13 protein-coding genes are annotated in these 19,802 nt (G+C 55.2%); 5 read left to right on the top strand and 8 right to left on the bottom strand.

Annotation, left to right across the window (positions count from 1 at the left end; translation table 11 throughout):
* Nucleotides 1–4: 4 nt before the first annotated feature.
* Nucleotides 5–2,869, bottom strand: a complete 2,865-nt coding sequence (gene uvrA / locus K3729_09565; protein ID UWQ97737.1) for an excinuclease ABC subunit UvrA — start codon at nt 2,867–2,869, stop codon at nt 5–7.
* Nucleotides 2,870–3,099: 230 nt separating this feature from the next.
* Here uvrA and K3729_09560 point away from each other — a divergent pair, with 230 nt between their 5' ends.
* On the top strand, nt 3,100–5,577 hold the full coding sequence (locus K3729_09560) for a VWA domain-containing protein (GenBank protein ID UWQ97736.1): 2,478 nt from the start codon (nt 3,100–3,102) through the stop codon (nt 5,575–5,577).
* A 249-nt stretch (nt 5,578–5,826) separates the two neighbouring features.
* A complete protein-coding gene (locus K3729_09555) occupies nt 5,827–6,474 on the top strand; it encodes a hypothetical protein (GenBank protein UWQ97735.1) in 648 nt (215 codons plus the stop codon).
* Nucleotides 6,475–6,635: 161 nt separating this feature from the next.
* On the opposite strand, the gene lpdA is transcribed toward K3729_09555, so the two are convergent.
* From lpdA to K3729_09530, 5 genes are all read right to left on the bottom strand, one after another.
* Nucleotides 6,636–8,030, bottom strand: coding sequence for a dihydrolipoyl dehydrogenase (gene lpdA / locus K3729_09550; protein ID UWQ97734.1), 1,395 nt, complete (start codon nt 8,028–8,030; stop codon nt 6,636–6,638).
* 92 nt (nt 8,031–8,122) lie between these two features.
* Nucleotides 8,123–9,646, bottom strand: coding sequence for a diguanylate cyclase (locus K3729_09545; protein ID UWQ97733.1), 1,524 nt, complete (start codon nt 9,644–9,646; stop codon nt 8,123–8,125).
* Nucleotides 9,647–9,729: 83 nt separating this feature from the next.
* Nucleotides 9,730–10,314, bottom strand: coding sequence for a DUF924 domain-containing protein (locus K3729_09540; protein UWR01004.1), 585 nt, complete (start codon nt 10,312–10,314; stop codon nt 9,730–9,732).
* The gene (locus tag K3729_09535; GenBank protein UWQ97732.1) at nt 10,298–11,635 is read right to left on the bottom strand and encodes an MFS transporter; all 1,338 of its coding nucleotides are present in this window, start codon (nt 11,633–11,635) and stop codon (nt 10,298–10,300) included. Before K3729_09535 ends, K3729_09540 begins: the two co-directional genes overlap by 17 nt.
* 167 nt (nt 11,636–11,802) lie before the next feature.
* The gene (locus K3729_09530) at nt 11,803–12,696 is read right to left on the bottom strand and encodes an AraC family transcriptional regulator (protein ID UWQ97731.1); all 894 of its coding nucleotides are present in this window, start codon (nt 12,694–12,696) and stop codon (nt 11,803–11,805) included.
* Nucleotides 12,697–12,862: 166 nt separating this feature from the next.
* Here K3729_09530 and K3729_09525 point away from each other — a divergent pair, with 166 nt between their 5' ends.
* Entirely contained in the window at nt 12,863–13,813 is a 951-nt protein-coding gene (locus tag K3729_09525; GenBank protein ID UWQ97730.1) for an SDR family oxidoreductase, read from the top strand.
* 23 nt (nt 13,814–13,836) lie between these two features.
* On the opposite strand, the gene queA is transcribed toward K3729_09525, so the two are convergent.
* Both queA and K3729_09515 read right to left on the bottom strand, forming a co-directional pair.
* Entirely contained in the window at nt 13,837–14,889 is a 1,053-nt protein-coding gene (gene queA / locus K3729_09520; GenBank protein UWQ97729.1) for a tRNA preQ1(34) S-adenosylmethionine ribosyltransferase-isomerase QueA, read from the bottom strand.
* Nucleotides 14,886–18,191, bottom strand: coding sequence for a DUF3971 domain-containing protein (locus K3729_09515; GenBank protein UWQ97728.1), 3,306 nt, complete (start codon nt 18,189–18,191; stop codon nt 14,886–14,888). The genes queA and K3729_09515 overlap by 4 nt, the downstream gene beginning before the upstream one ends.
* A gap of 122 nt (nt 18,192–18,313) precedes the next feature.
* Here K3729_09515 and bcp point away from each other — a divergent pair, with 122 nt between their 5' ends.
* Together bcp and K3729_09505 are read left to right on the top strand one after the other, a co-directional pair.
* A complete protein-coding gene (bcp, locus tag K3729_09510) occupies nt 18,314–18,781 on the top strand; it encodes a thioredoxin-dependent thiol peroxidase (protein ID UWQ97727.1) in 468 nt (155 codons plus the stop codon).
* A gap of 74 nt (nt 18,782–18,855) precedes the next feature.
* Nucleotides 18,856–19,674 (top strand): ferritin-like domain-containing protein, encoded by an 819-nt coding sequence (locus K3729_09505; protein UWQ97726.1) that lies wholly within the window; start codon nt 18,856–18,858, stop codon nt 19,672–19,674.
* The last annotated feature ends 128 nt before the right edge of the window (nt 19,675–19,802 follow it).

Here is a 19,802-nt window from a genome sequence, read left to right as displayed (position 1 = left end):
TGTCCTATTCGGCGGCCACCGTTTTCGGTTTCGGCGCCAACATGTCCTTGAGGTAGCGACCCGTATGGCTTTCTTCGACTTTCGCGACCTTCTCTGGCGTTCCTTTTGCCACAATCCGACCGCCGCCGTCACCGCCTTCTGGCCCGATGTCGATGATGTGATCAGCAGTCTTCACGACGTCGAGGTTATGTTCGATTACAACCACAGAGTTACCTTGATCCACAAGTTCGTGCAGCACCTCGAGTAGCTTACGGACGTCTTCGAAATGCAGACCCGTTGTCGGTTCGTCTAAGATATAGAGCGTGCGGCCCGTTGATCGCCGCGCCAGTTCTTTTGACAACTTAACGCGTTGCGCCTCACCACCAGATAGCGTTGTCGCCTGTTGGCCGACCTTGATATAGCCAAGACCAACCCGCATCAACGCATCCATTTTTTCGCGAATGGACGGGACGGCCGTGAAGAAGGTTTGCGCATCTTCTACTGTCATATCAAGCACATCAGCGATGCTTTTGCCCTTGAATTTGATCTCCAGCGTTTCGCGGTTGTAGCGGGCCCCTTTGCAGGTTTCGCATTCCACATAGACGTCGGGCAGGAAGTGCATTTCGATCTTAATGACACCATCACCTTGGCAAGCTTCGCAGCGCCCGCCTTTGACATTGAAGGAAAAACGGCCCGGTTTGTAGCCCCGTGCTTTCGATTCAGGTAGGCCAGCGAACCAGTCGCGGATCGGCGTGAAAGCACCCGTGTAAGTTGCAGGGTTGGACCGTGGCGTCCGCCCGATTGGCCGTTGGTCGATGTCGATCACCTTATCCAGGTGTTCGAACCCTTTGATCGTCTCGCAGGGTGCAGGCGCTTTGCGCGCGCCATTCAGTTTTTGCGCGGCGTTCTTAAACAGTGTTTCGATCGTCAGCGTCGATTTCCCACCACCGGACACGCCAGTCACGCAGACGAATTGTCCCAAGGGGAAGTCTGCCGTGACGTTTTGCAGGTTGTTACCAGTCGCCTTCACGACGGTCAGCTTCTTGCCGTTGCCCTTACGCCGTTTTTTCGGCACTGCGATCTCTCGCGCACCTGTAAGGTATTGACCCGTAATAGATTTCGGGTCCGCCATGATGGCCGCTGGCACGCCTTCGGACACAACCTGACCGCCGTGCACACCCGCCCCAGGACCGATGTCAAACACGTAATCAGCTTCACGGATCGCTTCTTCATCGTGTTCGACGACGATCACGGTATTGCCTTGATCACGCAGGTTTTTCAGCGTTGTCAGCAAGCGGTCATTGTCGCGCTGGTGCAGACCAATCGACGGTTCATCAAGCACGTAAAGCACGCCTGTCAGACCCGATCCGATTTGCGATGCTAGTCTGATCCGTTGGCTTTCCCCGCCCGACAACGTGCCGGAATTGCGCGACAGCGACAGGTAATCAAGGCCGACGTTGTTCAAGAACCCAAGCCGTTCGCGGATTTCTTTCAGGATCGCCTTTGCGATTTCGTTCTTTTGCGCAGTCAGCTTTTCTGGGACCGATTGGCACCAATCGTACGCTTCTTTGATCGACAATTGCACGACTTTACCGACGTGTTCGTCGCCGATGCGCACGGCCAATGCTTCTTCGCGCAGACGGTATCCGCCGCATGTACCGCAGGGTCTATTGTTTTGATATTGTTCGAATTCTTCACGAATCCAGTTGCTGTCTGTTTCGCGATAACGTCGCTGCATGTTCGGGATCACCCCTTCAAACACACGTTTGACGCTGTAAACCCGTCCGCCTTCGTCGTAGCGGAACTGGATTTCTTCTTTGCCTGATCCGCGCAGGAATACCTCTTGGACCTTAGGATCCAAGTCTTTCCAACGCGCGTTTTTATTAAAACCGTAATGCTTTGCTAAGGCTTCGATGGTTTGTAGGAAGTAAGGGCTTTTGCCTTTTCGCCAAGGGGCCAAAGCGCCGTCCGCAATTTTCAAAGTGACGTCCGGGACTACCAGTCCTTCGTCGAAGAACAATTCGACACCCAGTCCGTCACAGGATGGGCATGCACCAAAAGGCGCGTTGAATGAAAACAGCCGTGGTTCAATTTCGGGGATCGTGAAACCAGACACAGGACAGGCGAAGTTTTCAGAGAATGTGAACCGCTCCGCGTCGCCTTCGGTTGGGGCCGTTTCCAGCACAGTAATGCCGTCGGCCAAGTCCAGAGCGGTGCGGAATGAATCCGCCAGCCGTGTTTCCAAACCTTCGCGCACAACGATCCGGTCAACGACCACGTCGATGTCATGGCGGAATTTCTTGTCGAGGGTTGGTGGTTCGTCGAGTTCGTAAAATTCGCCGTCGACTTTAACCCGCTGGAAACCCTGCTTGCGCAATTCGAGAAATTCTTTGCGGTATTCGCCTTTGCGGTCCCGAATGATCGGTGCCAATAAATAGCCACGCGTGCCTTCCGGCAGCGCCATGACGCGGTCGACCATGTCCTGCACTTGCTGCGCTTCAATCGGCAGGCCGGTCGCAGGGGAATACGGCGTCCCTGCCCGTGCGTACAACAGGCGCAGGTAGTCGTAAATTTCCGTGATTGTCCCGACGGTTGAACGCGGGTTTTTGGACGTCGTTTTCTGTTCAATCGAAATCGCAGGCGACAAGCCAGAGATGTGATCGACGTCCGGTTTTTCCATCATATCAAGGAATTGGCGGGCGTAAGCCGACAGCGATTCAACGTAACGACGCTGCCCTTCGGCATAGATCGTATCGAAGGCCAGAGATGATTTACCAGAGCCGGAAAGCCCCGTGATCACCACCAGCTGATCGCGCGGAATGTCCACGTCGATGCTTTTGAGATTGTGTTCGCGTGCGCCGCGTACTTCAATATTCTTTAGCTCAGCCATCTCGGCACGCCCCCAATTATGGCACCCTAAGGTCCGCAGCCCTACTACATAGTCACGTTGATCGTTTTCGCCAGCCCACATTTAGAACATTTGCGGAACATTAGGAAGAAAATAACGCACCCTTCTGAAAACTTAACAGGGTCAGGGTTTCCCGACCGAGGCGATTCAACACTGGAAACGACTCGCTTCGCCGTGTTTGGATAGGCTTAACCATTTTTAGGAGACAAACGATGCGCATTTTCGCACCTCTCGCCTGTGGTTTGCTGCTGACAGGCACCGCTACGGCCCAAGACAACCCGAATACTATTCTCGTGATGGACGGCTCCGGTTCGATGTGGGGCCAGATTGACGGCACCGCCAAAATCACAATCGCCCAAGATGTTGTTGCCGAATTAATCGGCACGATCCCGTCGGATCAGGGTCTTGGTCTAACAGTCTATGGCCACCGCGCCCGTGGTGATTGCACTGACATTGAAACGGTCGTTGCCCCTGCCGCTGGCACCGGTCCTGCGATTGTGGACGCCGTGCGCGGGATCAAACCGCTGGGCAAAACGCCCATGACCGACGCGATTATCGCGGCAGCTGAAGCGCTGCGCTATACCGAAGACAGCGCGACTGTGATCCTCGTGTCTGACGGCGTCGAGACCTGTAACCCTGACCCATGCGCCGCCGCCCGCCTGCTGGAAGAAGCAGGTATTGATTTCACGGCCCACGTGGTCGGTTTCGATGTGGGGTCAGACCCTGACGCGTTGGCCCAAATGCAATGCATCGCGGCAGAGACCGGTGGTGATTTTCTGACGGCTGAAAATGCATTGGAACTTGGTGCGGCGTTGACCGCGGTCGTGCAAGAACCGGAACCGATTGTGACCTTGCTGACGATGGAAGCGCGTCTGGGGGACGAAAATGGGCCTCTGATCGACGATCAGATTTTGTGGAGCGTTGATGGCGCATTTGAAAGCGAACCGGGCAATCCTTATGTCACTGATCTTGTTGGTGGAAAATACAAAGTGTCCGCCTATTGGGTTCAGAACGAAACCGAAGTTGTGGAGATGGTTGATCTGGTGTCCGACGCCCAGACGACCACTGTGGTGTTCCCGGTCCCTATTGAAAAAGCACAACTGACGGGCCCTGAAATGGCCCCGCTGGGGTCTACAATCATGGTCGGTTGGGACGGTCCAGACGGTGAAGACGATTACATCGGCATCGGTAAGGTCGGTGCAGACGGGGCAGCCGCGTGGCAAAACTACGCCTACACCCGCGACGGAAATCCGGTGTCGCTGCTGATGCCGCCTGCTGCTGGTGATTATCAAATCGCGTATTTCCAAGGCGGCACGCGCGACGTCTTGGGCATCATGCCAATCACACTGACACCAATTGAGGTCACAGTGACAGCCCCCACAGATGCGATCGCAGGATCAGATATCCCTGTGGGATGGGTCGGGCCAGACTACGACGACGACTACATCGGAATTGGAAGGGTCGGCGCGGATGGCGCAAGTGCCTGGGAAAACTATGCCTACACCCGTGACGGCGAACCTGCGACTTTGCGTGTTCCGCCGACACCTGGCGACTACGAAATCAGCTACTTCATTAGTCAAGACCGCACCATTATTGCCACGACGCCGATCACGGTCACGGATGTTGTCGCCAGCGTATCAGCCCCAGCCGAGGCAATCGCCGGATCGGACATTCAGGTTATGTGGACCGGACCCGACTACGACGATGATTATATTGGTATCGGCAAAGTCGACGCGACGGGTGCAAGTGCTTGGGAAAACTATGCTTATACCCGCGACGGCGATCCCGCGACCGTGACTATTCCATCGGAACCGGGTGACTATGTAATCACCTATTTCGTCAATCAAGATCGAGTGCCGCTTGTGTCCACCCCCATCACCGTCACGGCAGCGGGCGCATCTGTCACCGCACCGGCCGAAGCAATTGCGGGATCCACCCTTTCGGTTTCATGGAGCGGACCGGGCTACGATGACGACTACATCGGGATTGGCAAAGTCGGTGCCACGGGTGCAAGCCAATGGGAAAACTACACCTACGTGCGTGCGAATAGTAGCGGCACTTTGTTGGCCCCTGCGGAACCCGGTGATTATGTGATCAGCTACTTTTTGAGCCAAGATCGCACAATCCTCGCCAGCACAAACATCACCCTGACTAAGATCGAAGCTGATGTGACCGCCCCGTCTGATGCACCGATGGGATCGACGATAGCGGTCCAATGGCAAGGCCCTGACTATGAGGACGATTATATCGGGATCGGTAAAGCCGACGCGACGGGTGCTGGCCAGTGGGAAAACTATGCCTACACCCACGACGGCAACCCCGCGATGCTTTTGGTGCCAGCAGAAGCTGGTGACTACGTCATTCGCTATTTTGCGCAACAGGACCGGACAATGCTGGCATCAACGCCGATCACAATCACGGATGTAAAAGCCCAGTTGATTGCCGAAGGCACTGCCGCGGCAGCGTCCGAAATCATCGTGGGTTGGGATGGTCCTGATTATTCTGACGACTACATCGGGATCGGAAAAGCCGATGCGACTGGCGGCGGACAATGGGAAACCTATGCCTACACTAACAGCGGAAACCCTGTGGCAGTCGCAACGCCGGACGCACCGGGTGATTACTTGATCAAGTACTTCATCGGCCAAGATCGCAAGGTAATCGCGTCAATTCCACTTCGTATCGAATAGACGGTCGATACAGTCAACTTTGGCTTTACGAAAACGAGAGGCGCGCACTAACACGGTGTCGCCTCTTACTTTTTTTCACATCAAAGATGACAGGCACCAAATTTTTTGTAAGCTAAAGATGCGATTCGAGCAGCTTTTCGAGTGTAATTAAGCTCATACGCTCACTGACCCATTATCATGCCGGATTACGGCGGTCGTCGCGTTCTCATCGGCTATTTGTGCCGAAATGACCATTAAGGATGAAGTATTATGAATAAATTCTCTACAATATCAGCAGGCGCAGCCCTTTTTGCACTTGCAGCCTGTGGGGGCACGACTGTCGACGAAGCGATCGAAGACATTGCAGACGAATTCCAGATTTCTTCCGGTGTGCTTGACGATATTGAGTTGCCAAAAGACGAAGACCTTGCTGACCTTCCGTCTCTTGTATCGGATCTGGTGAACGAATTTGAAGAATTTAACGAAGACTACGATGTAACCTCAACACTGCCGACCGGCAGCGCAGATTACACCGGCACATTGGGCTTTCAAGTTGAAGACCAAGAAACGTACCTAGCGGGCGATTTGGCCTTGGTTGCCAACTTTGACGCACTGACGTTTGACGGCACCTATAGCAATATCGCGGGTGTATCCGAAGATGGAGATACGCTGACCGTGATCGGGAGCGTGCCGGTGGACACGACGATCCGCGATGGAGGTGACGGCGTGACATTTGACGGCACACTGTTCGGAGATGTGTCGCTTGAAGACGAAACATACAGCTTCAACGCGCTGATTGATGGCGCCTTTGGCGGCACGAATGGCGAAATCGCTGTGGCCGAAGTGTCTGGAAACATTGGGGATCCCGATGGTGGTTCTGATGAGATCTTTGGGCTCGTCACACTAGCGCAAGATTAAGTTCTAAGGGTGCGATCCGTTTGAACAGGGACCGCAAAACGCCTGCCCTTTGAGTGGACTAGCATCGAGGAATTTGACCGACCGCACAAATAGATAACAAAAAGGCCCTGCAAACGCGTGTTTGCGGGGCCTTTCATTTAGACAGTTTTGAGCCGTGAAACCTACATGTGAATGACGCGGTCGTAGGCGTCTAGAACGCTTTCGTGCATCATTTCTGACAGCGTTGGATGTGGGAAGACGGTGTTCATCAGGTCTTCCTCGGTTGTTTCCAACTGGCGTCCAACGACATAGCCTTGGATCAGTTCCGTCACTTCAGCGCCAACCATGTGCGCGCCCAAAAGTTCGCCAGTCTTCGCGTCAAAGACGGTTTTGATCATGCCTTCTGGTTCGCCCAAAGCGATCGCTTTGCCGTTGCCAATGAATGGGAAACGCCCGACTTTTACATCAAAGCCCAGCTCTTTCGCCTTGGCTTCGGTGTACCCGACAGATGCGACCTGCGGATGGCAATAGGTGCAGCCCGCAATGGATTCTGGCTTGACCGGATGTGCGTGCTTGCCAGCGATCAGGTCGGCGACCATGACACCTTCGTGGGATGCCTTGTGCGCCAACCATGGCGCGCCAGCGATATCGCCGATGGCATAAAGCCCTTCAACACCAGTCCGGCAGAATTCGTCTGTAACGACATGGGTGCGGTCAATTTTGACGCCCAGTTCTTCGAGACCAAGGTTTTCAACGTTACCGACGATCCCAACCGCAGAGATGACTGTGTCGAATTCGATCTTTTCGACTTTTCCGTTGGCTTCGATATGCGCGGTGACCTTGCCTTTGCCGCGATCAAGCTGTTTGACCATGGATTTCTCCATGATTTTCATGCCTTGTTTGACGAATTGCTTTTTCGCGAAGGCCGAGATTTCAGCGTCTTCGACGGGCAGTACGCGGTCCATCACTTCGACCACGGTCGTGTCGGTGCCAAGCGTGTTATAGAAGCTGGCGAATTCAATCCCGATCGCACCGGACCCGATCACGAGTAGCTTTTTCGGCATGCGTGGCGGCGTTAACGCGTGGCGGTATGTCCAGACCAAATCACCGTCCGCTTCAAGGCCGGGCAATTCGCGGGCGCGAGCGCCAGTCGCCAACACGATGTTCTTCGCGGTGAGGTCTTCAGTGCCTTTATCGGTTTTGACGGACACTTTGCCTTTCGCGGGCACGGTTGCTTCGCCCATAAAGACAGTCACCTTGTTCTTCTTCATCAGGTGCGCAACGCCGCCGGACAACTGCCCCGCCACCTTCCGCGACCGTTTGACCACAGCATCCAGATCGTAATCGACGCCCGTCGCCTTCAGGCCGAATTCCTTAGCGCGATGCATCAGATGGAAGACTTCCGAGGACCGCAACATGGCCTTCGTCGGGATACAGCCCCAGTTGAGGCAGATGCCCCCGAGGTTTTCACGCTCAACGATGGCGACTTTCATGCCAAGCTGTGCGCCCCGGATCGCGGCAACATAACCGCCCGGTCCTGCACCAATTACAATCAAGTCAAACGTCTGTGCGGCCATTGGAATCTCCTCCAGAGTGAAATTAGTTTGACGTTAAACTAATTTCTCGGGGACCTCTAGTGACCTGACGTCATAGCAGCTATCGCATTGCGTCAAAACTCGATCATGCCGTCACCTTCGGCGATTTTCCACTTGTCCCTGCCATCCTTTTTTGCAGCGTAGAGCGCTGTATCTGCAGCCTTTATCAGTTCTTTTGCTTGCGTGCCGTGCGTTGGATAAATTGCGATGCCGGCAGAAATCGTCACTTTAGGTAATGGTCCACCGACGTATTTGACACGCATTTCAGCGATGGATGCACGCAGTTCTTCGGCAATTTCGCTGGCGCGGGTCCGGTCCGTTGCTGGCAAGAGGATCGAAAACTCTTCCCCGCCAACACGGCAAACGACTGCCCCGTCCGCATCCAGTGCAAGCATCTTTTCAGCAATCGCTTCCAGCACGACGTCGCCTGCATCATGGCCATGTTCGTCGTTAAAATTTTTGAACTTATCCGCATCGACCGACAACAGGGCAAAATTTCCTTGGCGTGACGCAGTTTGCGCCAGTTCGCGGCTAAGCGCGTTCATAAAGTAGCGCCTGTTATACAGCCCCGTGAGCGAGTCGCGTGTCGACTGATCTTGTAATTCGTCGCGCAATTTCACATTGGCAATCGCCATGGAAATATGTTCGCCACATCGGGTGATAAATGCAGGGGCATCAATGACGCCGGGGTTACGGCTTTCATCCACAAATTCGAGGTGCAGCAGTCCGACGGTGTCCCCATGCGCCACAATCGGCACGCACAGATAAATTCCCGCCTTTTTTTCCTTACTATGTGCGTCCTTCACATGATCACACACAAAACAAAGCTCTTCGGGGTCGTAAGTATACGACCGGCCACGTCGCAAGGCCCAGCAGCTGTCCGGCGCGACATTGTCTTGGTCCGATCCGCAATTCCATGCGCAGGCGACTTCCAAAACATCACGTGAATTGGAATAAATGAACAACTGACCGCGGGTGCCAGGTAAAACCTTGCACATGAAGGTCGTGACGATATCGAACAATTCTTTCAGCGACTTACATGACTGCAACCATTCATCCATCTGGGCCAGCAATGACGCTTCGCGTTGCCGCGCACGTTCGTCTTCTAAAACCTCAGATGCCTTGCGTTCTGCTTTTTCCGCTTCCGCTTTTGCGACGTTCAAGGCGGCAACTGCGCGGCGTGCTTCGGTCACATCGCTTAGCGTTACAACATGCCCCCCACCGCGCATTGGGCGCACTTTGGCTGCGACCACCCGCCCCGATGGCATCTGACAGTCATATTGGAATGGCCGCGTCAGCTGAAACATATCCAGAAGTTCGCGGAGCTTTGCTGTTGAAAACTCCCCACGATCCCGCCCCATCGTCAGAAATTCTTCGAGCGGCGTGCCTTCACCGATGTGCTTGGGTTCAAGTTCGAGAACCTCGAAAGTACGTCGGTTGTGAAGTTCGCAGATACCCGTCGCAGACCAATAAATGACGCATTGTTCAAGCGCATCCATGATCAAGCGGGCCGTGCTTGGTTCTGATGCGTGCGCTTTGGTTTTCTTTTGGTCGACTTTCACATGCGAATCTTTTTTCGCAATCGGATCCTGTTTCATTCGTACTTCCCTGCTCGTTTGACACACCATCACCGAGGGAAGAAAATATCTTCTTAATGTTTCTGCATTGGTTCAAATTCGAATTATTTTGCCGCTGCGCCCTGAACCTGACGCAGCGCAAAACCGTAGCCGCCCGCATCAAGAAATGCCTGTTCAGCCGAGGTGGTTTCGCGTCCTAAGGCCGCGTTACGATATGGGAACCGCCCGAATTCCGCGATGATATTGCGATGGGCTAAGCAGTGATCGTGGTTGTTTGCACCGGTTTCAGGCATCCGCGTCGCAAACAGTTCAATCGCGAGGTCATGATCGCCAAGGTCTTCGGAATGCATCAGTGGCATGTAAATGAATTGCCGTGCGGGTTCGGTGATTTTCATATCCCAGCCCCGCGATAGCGCCAGACGTGTTGCATCCCGACTGGCCGCATCCGTCGCAAAAGCGTCCCCGCTGCCACGAAACATATTGCGCGGAAATTGGTCGCAGAGGATCAGGTAACTGAGCAGGTCATCCGGCGTGTCTAGCCAGCTCTGACAACCTCCATCACGCGCGAGACACCACGTTTCTTGAAACCGCTGGGTAATGTCCGCGTCGACGGTATCATTGGCGATATACCAATCCTTTGGCTTTAACGTTTCAAGCCAATAGGTCCGGACATCAATTGGTGTCGCGATCTGTGTCATCTGAAGTCTCCTGATCAGCGTTTGCTTCATCATCTGCTTCTGCTTCCGCTTCGGCAATGACTTCTTCTTCCGCTTCGATGTAGACCTCTTGTGCGACCTCGGCGATCACAGCAGTACCTGCCGCAGAAATCGGCGCGTATGGTACGTTGTCATATTCGATATCACGTTCACGCTGGGTCATCCGGAACAAGGCGTAGAGAGCGATGCCCGCCATCAGGACCAAAAGGAACATCCAGTACCCACCGGGCCCAACCTGATCCATCATCCAACCCAAAATCAACGGGCCCGACACAGCCCCAACGCCGTTGACGAACAGCAATCCACCAGAAGCACCAGCCATGTCTTCTTTTTCGAGGTAGTCATTGGTGTAGGCGATCAGCAGTGCATAAAGCGGGTTGGATGTCCCCCCCATGATCACGCCACCGATTACGATCGCGATAAAGCTGTCTTCCACGACCGCACCCGCGCCATAGGCCACAAGACAGCCACCTGCCCCGAATGCGCCAAGACCCACAATCAGGATTCGACGATCAATCCGGTCCGATAGCCAACCGATGGGATATTGGAAAACGAGCGCGGAGATATAAATCGCGGATATGAAGACCGAGATTTGCCCAACCGTCAGCCCCACCCGTTGACCGTAGACAGCTGACATACCGAACTGGGCCGCAAACACCCCGCCCAACAGGAACATCCCGACGCTGCCTAGGGGCGAAGTCTTGATCAACTGCTTGATGCTCATTGGTTTGGCTGTGCCGAACTCCGGGATACGCCCCGCGCTCAGTAGAATTGGTGCAAACGCCAGTGAAACGAGCATTGAGGCCACGATAAAGAGGACGTAGCCGCTGATATCGCCCAAGGTCACAAGGTATTGCGCCGAAACGATGCCTGCCATTTGAACGATCATATAGATCGACAGCGCTTGGCCACGGTTTTCGTTATCGGATGAATCGTTCAGCCAGCTTTCGGCGGTGATATACACGCCGCAAAAACAGAAACCGATCACGGTCCGGCCCAATATCCATGCCCAAGGTTCCGTCAAGACGGGATATGCGATCAGAACAGCCGAGATTGTGGATGCGAGCGCCGCAAAGACACGAACATGCCCGACCTTACCGATCATCTTAGGGGTGAACCGTGACCCGCCGAGAAAGCCCAAGAAATAGGCCGACATGACGATCGAAATTTCGAGCGTTGAAAAACCTTCAACTTCCCCGCGCAGACCCAACAGCGTCCCTTGCAGGCCGTTGCCGATCATCAACATAAACATGCCTAGGAACAATGCCCAAGACGCAAAAAACACCTGTACCATGTTGATCTCCTTACGGGTCGGCTTACCGCCGCGCCTACGCCCGAGACTCCGGTGGGTCTAGTCTGAAAACGACACCATTAGCGACATTTTGCTAACGCAGCATAAAGTTCCCCTTTTCATGCAGAGGTTGCATATAGAGTTTCAGTTTAGCGCGCTCGTAATTTCGCCTAGTTTAGGGTCAACGCGGGGTGTTGTGCATCCCCCCATTGCCGCGGTGATTGCCCATACAAGCGTTTGAATTCGCGGCTAAATTGCGATGGACTGACATAACCGACATCAAGGGCTGCTTCATTCACCGTCATGCCACCCGCAATCTTCATAGCCGCATTATTCAAGCGCATCGATTTTACAAACTGGATCGGAGACATTGTCGTCGCATTCTTGAATTTGCGGTGGAAAACGGCGCGGCTCATACCCGCACGCGCGGCCATGTCGTCAATCGAAATGGGTTCGTTGAGGTGTGTAGAAACGTGCGAAATAGATCGCGCAATTGCGTTGCCGACGCCAAAAGCCTGTCGCGCGAAATACCCTGCTTCGCCTTTCAAAACCGCATAAAGCAATTCGCGCAGCCGCGATTGACCCAGCACCGCCTGATCTGTTTCGTTTCCCACGAGCGCCAGAAGCCGCATTAACGCATCGGCGAATGCTTCATCCCACTGCGCCAGCCTGATCCCTTGTGAAACCGGGACCTGTCGCGAAGGCATCAAACCGCGACCGGCGTCTTCCATTTCGCGTGCAAGCTCCCCCATGATGCGTGGATCAAGCGATATGTAGACGCCCACCAAAGGATCGTCAGGCGACGCCTGAGGCGTCCCTGCTTCGACCGGCATCGACATGGGGCAAACCATGTATTGTAGGCGGTCATAGACGTAGCGATGGCCGTCCAGCACCGCTTCTTTCGCGCCGGATGCAATGATCACAATGCTGGGTTCGTAAACCGCAGGAACGCATGGCACAGGGTCCGACACGCGGAACAGTTTTACCCCGGCAATGCCGCTTTCAATCAATCCATCCGTCGTCATCTGATTGTTGATGATATCTTTGATCTGGTCTTGTTTCATGACGCCACCTTAGCAAGTGGCCGCGCTCATACGCAATGACTTGAGACAATTAGGCAAGTATTCGAGATGATACGGACTATTTACGTACGACACCGACACTTATCTACAATCACAGCAAAGGAACACCAAGCGCGACGCTGCTTCGCGACAGCACGAGGAATTTGATATGACTGACACGCAATTTGGCCCGCAAGGCTGGACACCGGAAAAGCTGGGGTCACTGACTGGCAAGACCTACGTCATCACCGGTGCGAACGCCGGAACCGGATTTCAAGCCGCACGGATTTTTCTGTCTAAGGGCGCGAAGGTCGTGATGCTGAACCGCAGCGCTGAAAAGTCCATGAAGGCAATCGATGATCTGAAGCAGGAATTTGGGGCGAATGCCGATGTCGGTTTTGTTCAAATGGATTTGGCAGTGCAGGCAAGCGTCCGTAGCGCTGCTGCAAAACTGCTCAATATCGCTCCGCAGATTGACGCGTTGATCTGTAACGCCGCGATTGCACAGGTTCCGACCCAAAAGCTGACCGTGGACGGGTTCGAAAGCCAATTGGGGACAAACCACTATGGACATTTTGTGCTTTGCGGCCTGCTGTTTGACCGGATTGAACAATCGCAAGGCCGGATCGTGGTTGTCGCCAGCCTTGGCTACAACATGGGGATTAAAACCATCCAGTTCGACGACATGAACTGGGACAAAAACTATAGCCCGAACCCCGTTTACAGCCAAAGCAAGCTTGCGCAGATGATGTTTGCCTACGAATTGCAGGACCGGATCAAGGCCGCGCATAAAGCAGTGGACGTTTTCGTCTGCCACCCCGGGTCATCTGCAACGTCGCTGATCTCGACCAGCGGAAGCCTTGTCATGCGGGCGGTTTTCCGGCTGATGGCAATGTCCCCACTGGTGCAATCTGCCGAAAAAGGGGCCTACCCCGAAGTCATGTGCGCGACCCAAGATGGCCTTGAACAACGCGCCCTTTATGGACCGACGGGCCGCATGGAATGGGTCGGACCCGTTGGCAAGGGCACGTTGGAACCGCATGCCTACGACAAAGCAGTGATGAGCAAGCTTTGGACCGTTTCAGAACAAGCGACCGGATTTAATTGGTCATTGGACTAAAGTAGGTTCCACTGCGTCGCGCATCAGCCCTTGGGCAGCAAAACCGATGAATCCCCGTAGGAGAAGAACCGGTAGTCGTGATTAAGCGCGTGGCTGTAGATCGCTTTGATCTGATCCACACCCATCAATGCCGAAACCAGCATCATCAATGTTGATTTCGGCAGGTGGAAATTTGTCATCAACCCGTCGGTCAGTTGGAACTGGAACCCCGGTGTGATGAAGATGTCGGTGGCCCCCGACCATGCGTGCAACTGGCCGTCCTTCGTTGCACTTTCGATCAGGCGTAGCGCTGTGGTGCCGACGGGAATGATGCGCCCGCCTGCGGCTTTGGTTGCGTTCACTTCTGCCGCCGCTTGTGCTGTAACGTCACCCCGTTCGGCGTGCATCTTGTGGTCGGCAATATCGTCCACTTTCACGGGCAAAAAGGTGCCTGCGCCGACGTGTAACGTGACTTTGGTGAATTCAACGCCCATATCGGCCAGCGTTTTCAGCAGCTTGTCATCGAAATGTAGGGACGCGGTGGGGGCTGCGACCGCGCCCGTATTTTCCGCCCACGCCGTTTGATAGTCGGTTTTGTCAGCTTCATCTGCTGGCCGTTTTGCCGCGATATAAGGTGGCAATGGCATTGCTCCAACCGCATTCAAAGCGGCATCAAAATCGTCGCCAGCGAGGTTGAATTGCAAAAGTCCCTGCCCGTCCGCGCGGCTGATCATGGTCGCTGACAGATCGTCGGAAAAGATGATTTCTTCGCCGTCTTTCACTTTTTTCAACGGCTTGATCAAGGCGGCCCATGCGCCATCCGGTTGCGGGTCCAGCAGCGTGACTTCGATCTTCGCTGACATCCGTCCTTGCGCCGTATCGCGCCAACGTAAGCCGGATAGGCGTGCGGGAATAACCTTTGTGTCGTTCAGGATCAGACGGTCGCCGGGGCGCAGGATACTAGGCAGATCGAACACGTGTTTGTCTGTGATCTGATCCCCTTGCGCCAACAACAGTTTGGCGGCTGTGCGCGGCTTTGCGGGCCGCACCGCGATCCGGTCGTCAGGCAGCGAAAAGTCGAAATCGGAAAGCTTCATTGTGGAACCTGTGGCGGGGCACGGCGAAAGATTTCGCGGAACATGCCGGGTGTCAGTGCGGACAGTGGATTGACGCTGACGCTCGGTGCGTCTGCTGTGCCGCCGATGTTAAAGTTGAACCCGATCAGACCTTCCCCACGGCGTGTGAAAATCGACCCAATCGCGTTGATGATGTAGAGCGGTGAAATCACGCCCTGAAAGTCCATTTGTTTGCTGGCGAGCGTGTAAATCCCATCCAGCGAAATGCCAAGCCCCGGCCCCACCGCGCTTGATTGTGTCAGGATGACTTGCTGTGGGGTCAGGCGGAACCGCGCGTCTACTTCGTCAAAGGCGATGCCCTGCCCGTCCAATTGCTGCAACAGGCCAACAACGCTGATAGCATCAAGAAGCGCGGCTATCGCGGGGGCATCTTGGATGCGCAGACTACGGATCGCCAAGGCCCCATCGAACGTCCCATCCCCGCCCGTCGGTAGCAGCGTCAGATCAAGCGTGCCGCCTCGTGCCCCCCGCAAAAGACCCGTCGCACGCGCCACACCGCCCGCATCGTCGCTGAGCAAGCGCACCGCAGACCGCCCGTTGCGCGGGGCAACCGTTCCTTGAATGTTGGCTGCATCGTTGATCCTTGCCGTGAACTGGCCTGCAAAGCCGCCGGAGCTGGTGAACTCACCGGCAAATCGGTTCAGCGCAATCCCTTGCGTCACTTGCAACCTGTCGAGCGCGATTGAGATCGGTCCCGTCGCCCCGCCCGAACTTGGGCCAAAGTTGGCGCGGCGCAGATCGATTGCCCCACCTTTGATTTCGACACCAACTGGACGGCCTTCGCCGCGTCCTCGCAGCGTGATCGGTGCGTTCAGCCAATTTCCGACCTGCACCTGTGAAAAACGTGCACGGTCCAAGGACCCGTCGCCCTTGAATGTGACGTCGCCGCGAGCGGTTAACCCGCCTCCGGAGATTGCGATTTCATCGACCTGTGGCGCATCCCCCAAGCGACCAGTTACCCGCAAATCTCCCGGTGTTTGCTGCGCTTTTGCCCATCCCACCGCAGGGATCGCCACGCGCATGCCGCGTAGATCAGATGAGATGGTATATTGCGGTGCCTGACCCGATGGTATGCGCAGGTCGATCCGCGCAGGCGCCGTGCCAGCCACCGATCCCGGTGGGAGCGACACATTGAACGCACGCATTGCGTTTTCCGACAAAGTCAGCCCAGCTTGCAGCCTACTGCCCGTTCCATCGAAGCGCTGGACCCAAGATCCATTCATCCCGATCCCGTCAACAGTCGCGGCACCCGAAATTTCAAGCCTCGTTTGATCCGCGAACAGTGAAAGGCGATCAGCCGATAGACGACGATTGGGGATCAGCCGGTTTGAATTGATGCCGCGCAGTTCAGCCGTCACTTCAACATCGAAATCAGCAGGTGTATTCCCGCGCCGCATCGGATGACGCAGATTGATCCGTGCGTTCACGCGGCCGTCGGCGACATCAACGGGCAGTTTCGCACGTGTCGTAAAGCCGAGCGGCGGCAAGTCCATCATCGACATCACTGCGGTCATTGATCCGTTGAGGCGAATGTCATGTTCTGCAGGGCGCGGATCTTGTTTTAGATCAGGCATATGCAGGACCGATCCCGTCGCATCTAACCTACCGCCAACAGGGGCTGCCACATGGCCAGCGTCTAAGGTTGTCGTGAACGTGTCGGCTGTAAATGTGCCCAGACCCGCGGCACCAACAATGGGTGGCATCGAATTCAGGAACCAGATTTCCGCGTTTTCAAATGCGTAGTTTCCTGCAACTTGCGCGGCGGCGCCCGGACGTTTCCGAAAGGCGAAATGCAGATCGGAATAGTCGGCCAAGGGAACTTGACGTTCGAGCCACCCGCGCACTTTCCCGAGCGATTGCGCGGGCCAAAGCTGTAACAACGCCGCTTGATCAAACTGATCAATGCCTGCGTCTACAGCTACGTCCCACCCTGCATCCGTCGCCGCAAACCGGCCTTTACTGAGGATGTTGACGGTTTCGGTTTGCACAAAGACCTGACCAAGATCGATTGCAAAGGGACTGAGATTCAGGCGCATATCGACTTGCGTGTTGGGCAGTTTCAAGCCGTTTTCATACAGCCCCGGCGGGTTCAACAATGTATCGGCAAAGCTGAATTGCCCAACAAGCGATTGCGGAAGACCATCTTCGATGTCCTTCAGAAACGCCTGACCATTTGCGCGTAGATTGCCCCAATCACTGCTCACCTCAATCTGATCAAAACTGATCGTCTGTGTGGCTGGATCAAAGTTGAGATACGCCTTGGCTGCGTCGAACCGGATCGGTTCTGTGGCCGCATTGGGCTGCAACGCACCCTGTCCCAAGGCCAACGTGGCATTCAATGGTCCAAGTGCGCCTGCTTCATCCATAACGGTCCGCAGCGTCAGCGAAATCGGGGCGTTGATATCGGTCATCCAGCTTAGTGCCGCTGATTGCGCGGCAATGTCAGATGCAAAAGCGTCTGTAATGTTCACACCAAACTCAGCCGCCCGGCTGCCACGTGGGCTATTATATGTAAGTGCTAGATCGGTGACACCTGCTCCGCCCGACAATACCGAAAACGCGCCGCGCAAGTCGGTTTGGTCGTCGCGCAGGTCCAGATTGATCTGGCCGCCATCCACTGTCCACGCCTTGGCCGCCCGCGCATCTTGGTAATTGACGATCAATCCGTCTGCGCGGATCGTTTCGAGCGCGGCAAGAGCAGGCTGTTCAAAAGCCTGATCCACCTGATCCAGCAATTCGGCAAAGCTGCCCGCCTGCCCCACGTCCTGCCCGCCCGTCTGAAATGCGAGTGCGACAGTGCCATCTGCGTTTCGGCGTAAATTAATCTGTGCACCGCTCAACTGAACGTCCTGCATCAACGCTTCGCCTTGCAGCACAAGACCGCGTGGTGACATCAAGCCACGCACGACCGGAATGCGCGCCACTGTGGTGCCTGCCGCATCGGTCAATGTGGTATCGCGCAATGTGACACGCGGATGCAGGTCGCGGCCCAGATTGACGGTCACTTCGCCAAAGCTGAGCGCGCCACCGCTGAGAAAGTCACCTGCTGTCGCCTCTACGCGCGATTTGATCCACGAAGGTGCGGTAATGTCACGATCCAGAATGGCTATGGCCACGATCATCGCAATCACAAGCGGCGTCAGCAACAAAACGGCAGCGAGCTTGACACTATGAAGCGTCCAATGACGCCACGCGCTGCGCCGCGGCTTTGCCCGCGTCGCCGGTTCTTCGACCGCGTCTAGCTGTGGTTCGTCGTTCATCATTGCCCATTACGGCGATCTTGGAAAGAACCCAAGAAAAAGCGCCGCATTTTGTGTCCCGGGCTTTATCTTTGCGCGCCTTGCCCTAAAACAAAACCTTAAATGCACAGACCGAAGGATAAACAATGACAAATCTGACTGTTGGCGATCCGGCCCCCGCAATCAATCTCCCACGTGACGGCGGTGGTATGGTCGATTTGTCCGAGACCAAGGGCATGAAGGTCGTGGTCTACTTTTACCCCAAAGACGACACACCCGGATGCACAAAAGAAGCGATTGGGTTTACCGAACAGGCTGCCGCTTTCGCAGAAGCAGGTGCCGTTGTTTGGGGTGTCTCGAAGGACAGCGTCGCCAAACACGAAAAATTCCGCGCCAAATACGAACTGGGCATTCCGCTGCTGTCTGACGAAGACGGCACTGTATGCGAAGATTACGGTGTGTGGGTCGAGAAAAACATGTACGGCAAAAAATACATGGGGATCGAACGCGCGACCTACCTGATTGACGGTGACGGCAAGATTGCGCAGATCTGGCGCAAAGTGAAAGTGCCGGGTCACGTGGACGCCGTGCTTGAATCAGTCCGCGCGCTGTAAGGATTCGAATTTTCTACGAAAATTCAGGCCTCCGGCGGGGATGTTTGGTGCCAAAAGAATTGAAGGACAACGCAATGCTGCCACTGGCACAGATGGCCGTAACCGTCTTAACGACGGCTGACGGGCGCGAAAAAACCGCGATATCACGCGAGTTTGCGCAAGCATGGCGCGATACGCGTGCGGCGGGCGAAGTACCCGAAATTGGTCATGCCAACCCGCCGGATATGCCTGCACGTCCCGCCGCGCCAGAACTGCTGAACCCACGCGATGTGCCACACCGCAAGCCCGGCACACCCGAGGGCCGCATCGCATTGTTGCACGCCGTGGCCCACATTGAGCTGAACGCCGTTGACCTGCATTGGGACATCATTGCACGATTTACGGACGTGAAAATGCCGATTGGATTCTACGACGATTGGGTCCAAGCCGCAGATGAGGAATCTAAACATTTCAATCTGATGTGCGACTGTCTTGAAGCGGAAGGATCGCACTACGGTGCTCTGCCTGCGCACGCGGGCATGTGGCGTGCAGCTGAAGATACAAAGGGCGATCTTTACGGGCGCTTGGCTGTTGTGCCGATGGTGCTAGAGGCGCGTGGGTTAGACGTGACCCCAGGCATGATCAAGATTTTCAAGCAGGCAAAAGCCCACGATGCGGTGGCCGCCCTTGAGACAATCTATGCCGAGGAAGTCCATCACGTGGCATACGGATCGAAGTGGTTCCACTACCTTTGTGGGCGCCAAGAAGAAGATCCAACGCCCTTCTTTCACGCCCTCGTCCGCAAGTATTTTCACAGTGATCTGCGCCCTCCGTTCAACGAAGAAAAACGCGCCGAAGCGGGTATTCCACCGGATTTCTACTGGCCGTTAACCAAGGACGGACGACCGACTTAACGGCAGATCGGCAGAAACCCGCGCAAAAACGCCGAAAATGTCGTGTTTTCGCCTGCTTATCTGCCAAAGTTGTTGCGGGATGCCGACCTATTCCCTAACACAATCGCACGCGGACCAACGGGTGTGGG

This window comes from Rhodobacteraceae bacterium S2214, from assembly GCA_025141675.1.
In the GTDB taxonomy this organism is placed as follows: domain Bacteria; phylum Pseudomonadota; class Alphaproteobacteria; order Rhodobacterales; family Rhodobacteraceae; genus Yoonia.
Note: the sequence above shows the minus strand (reverse complement) of the source record. Positions and strands in the feature narration are given on the sequence as shown.

Bases quoted from the DNA above. Each gene is read 5' to 3' on its own strand.
- uvrA (UWQ97737.1), bottom strand. From the start codon at position 2,869: ATGGCTGAGCTAAAGAATATTGAAGTACGCGGCGCACGCGAACACAAT.
- K3729_09560 (UWQ97736.1), top strand. From the start codon at position 3,100: ATGCGCATTTTCGCACCTCTCGCCTGTGGTTTGCTGCTGACAGGCACC.
- K3729_09555 (UWQ97735.1), top strand. From the start codon at position 5,827: ATGAATAAATTCTCTACAATATCAGCAGGCGCAGCCCTTTTTGCACTT.
- lpdA (UWQ97734.1), bottom strand. From the start codon at position 8,030: ATGGCCGCACAGACGTTTGACTTGATTGTAATTGGTGCAGGACCGGGC.
- K3729_09545 (UWQ97733.1), bottom strand. From the start codon at position 9,646: ATGAAACAGGATCCGATTGCGAAAAAAGATTCGCATGTGAAAGTCGAC.
- K3729_09535 (UWQ97732.1), bottom strand. From the start codon at position 11,635: ATGGTACAGGTGTTTTTTGCGTCTTGGGCATTGTTCCTAGGCATGTTT.
- K3729_09530 (UWQ97731.1), bottom strand. From the start codon at position 12,696: ATGAAACAAGACCAGATCAAAGATATCATCAACAATCAGATGACGACG.
- K3729_09525 (UWQ97730.1), top strand. From the start codon at position 12,863: ATGACTGACACGCAATTTGGCCCGCAAGGCTGGACACCGGAAAAGCTG.
- queA (UWQ97729.1), bottom strand. From the start codon at position 14,889: ATGAAGCTTTCCGATTTCGACTTTTCGCTGCCTGACGACCGGATCGCG.
- K3729_09515 (UWQ97728.1), bottom strand. From the start codon at position 18,191: ATGATGAACGACGAACCACAGCTAGACGCGGTCGAAGAACCGGCGACG.
- bcp (UWQ97727.1), top strand. From the start codon at position 18,314: ATGACAAATCTGACTGTTGGCGATCCGGCCCCCGCAATCAATCTCCCA.
- K3729_09505 (UWQ97726.1), top strand. From the start codon at position 18,856: ATGCTGCCACTGGCACAGATGGCCGTAACCGTCTTAACGACGGCTGAC.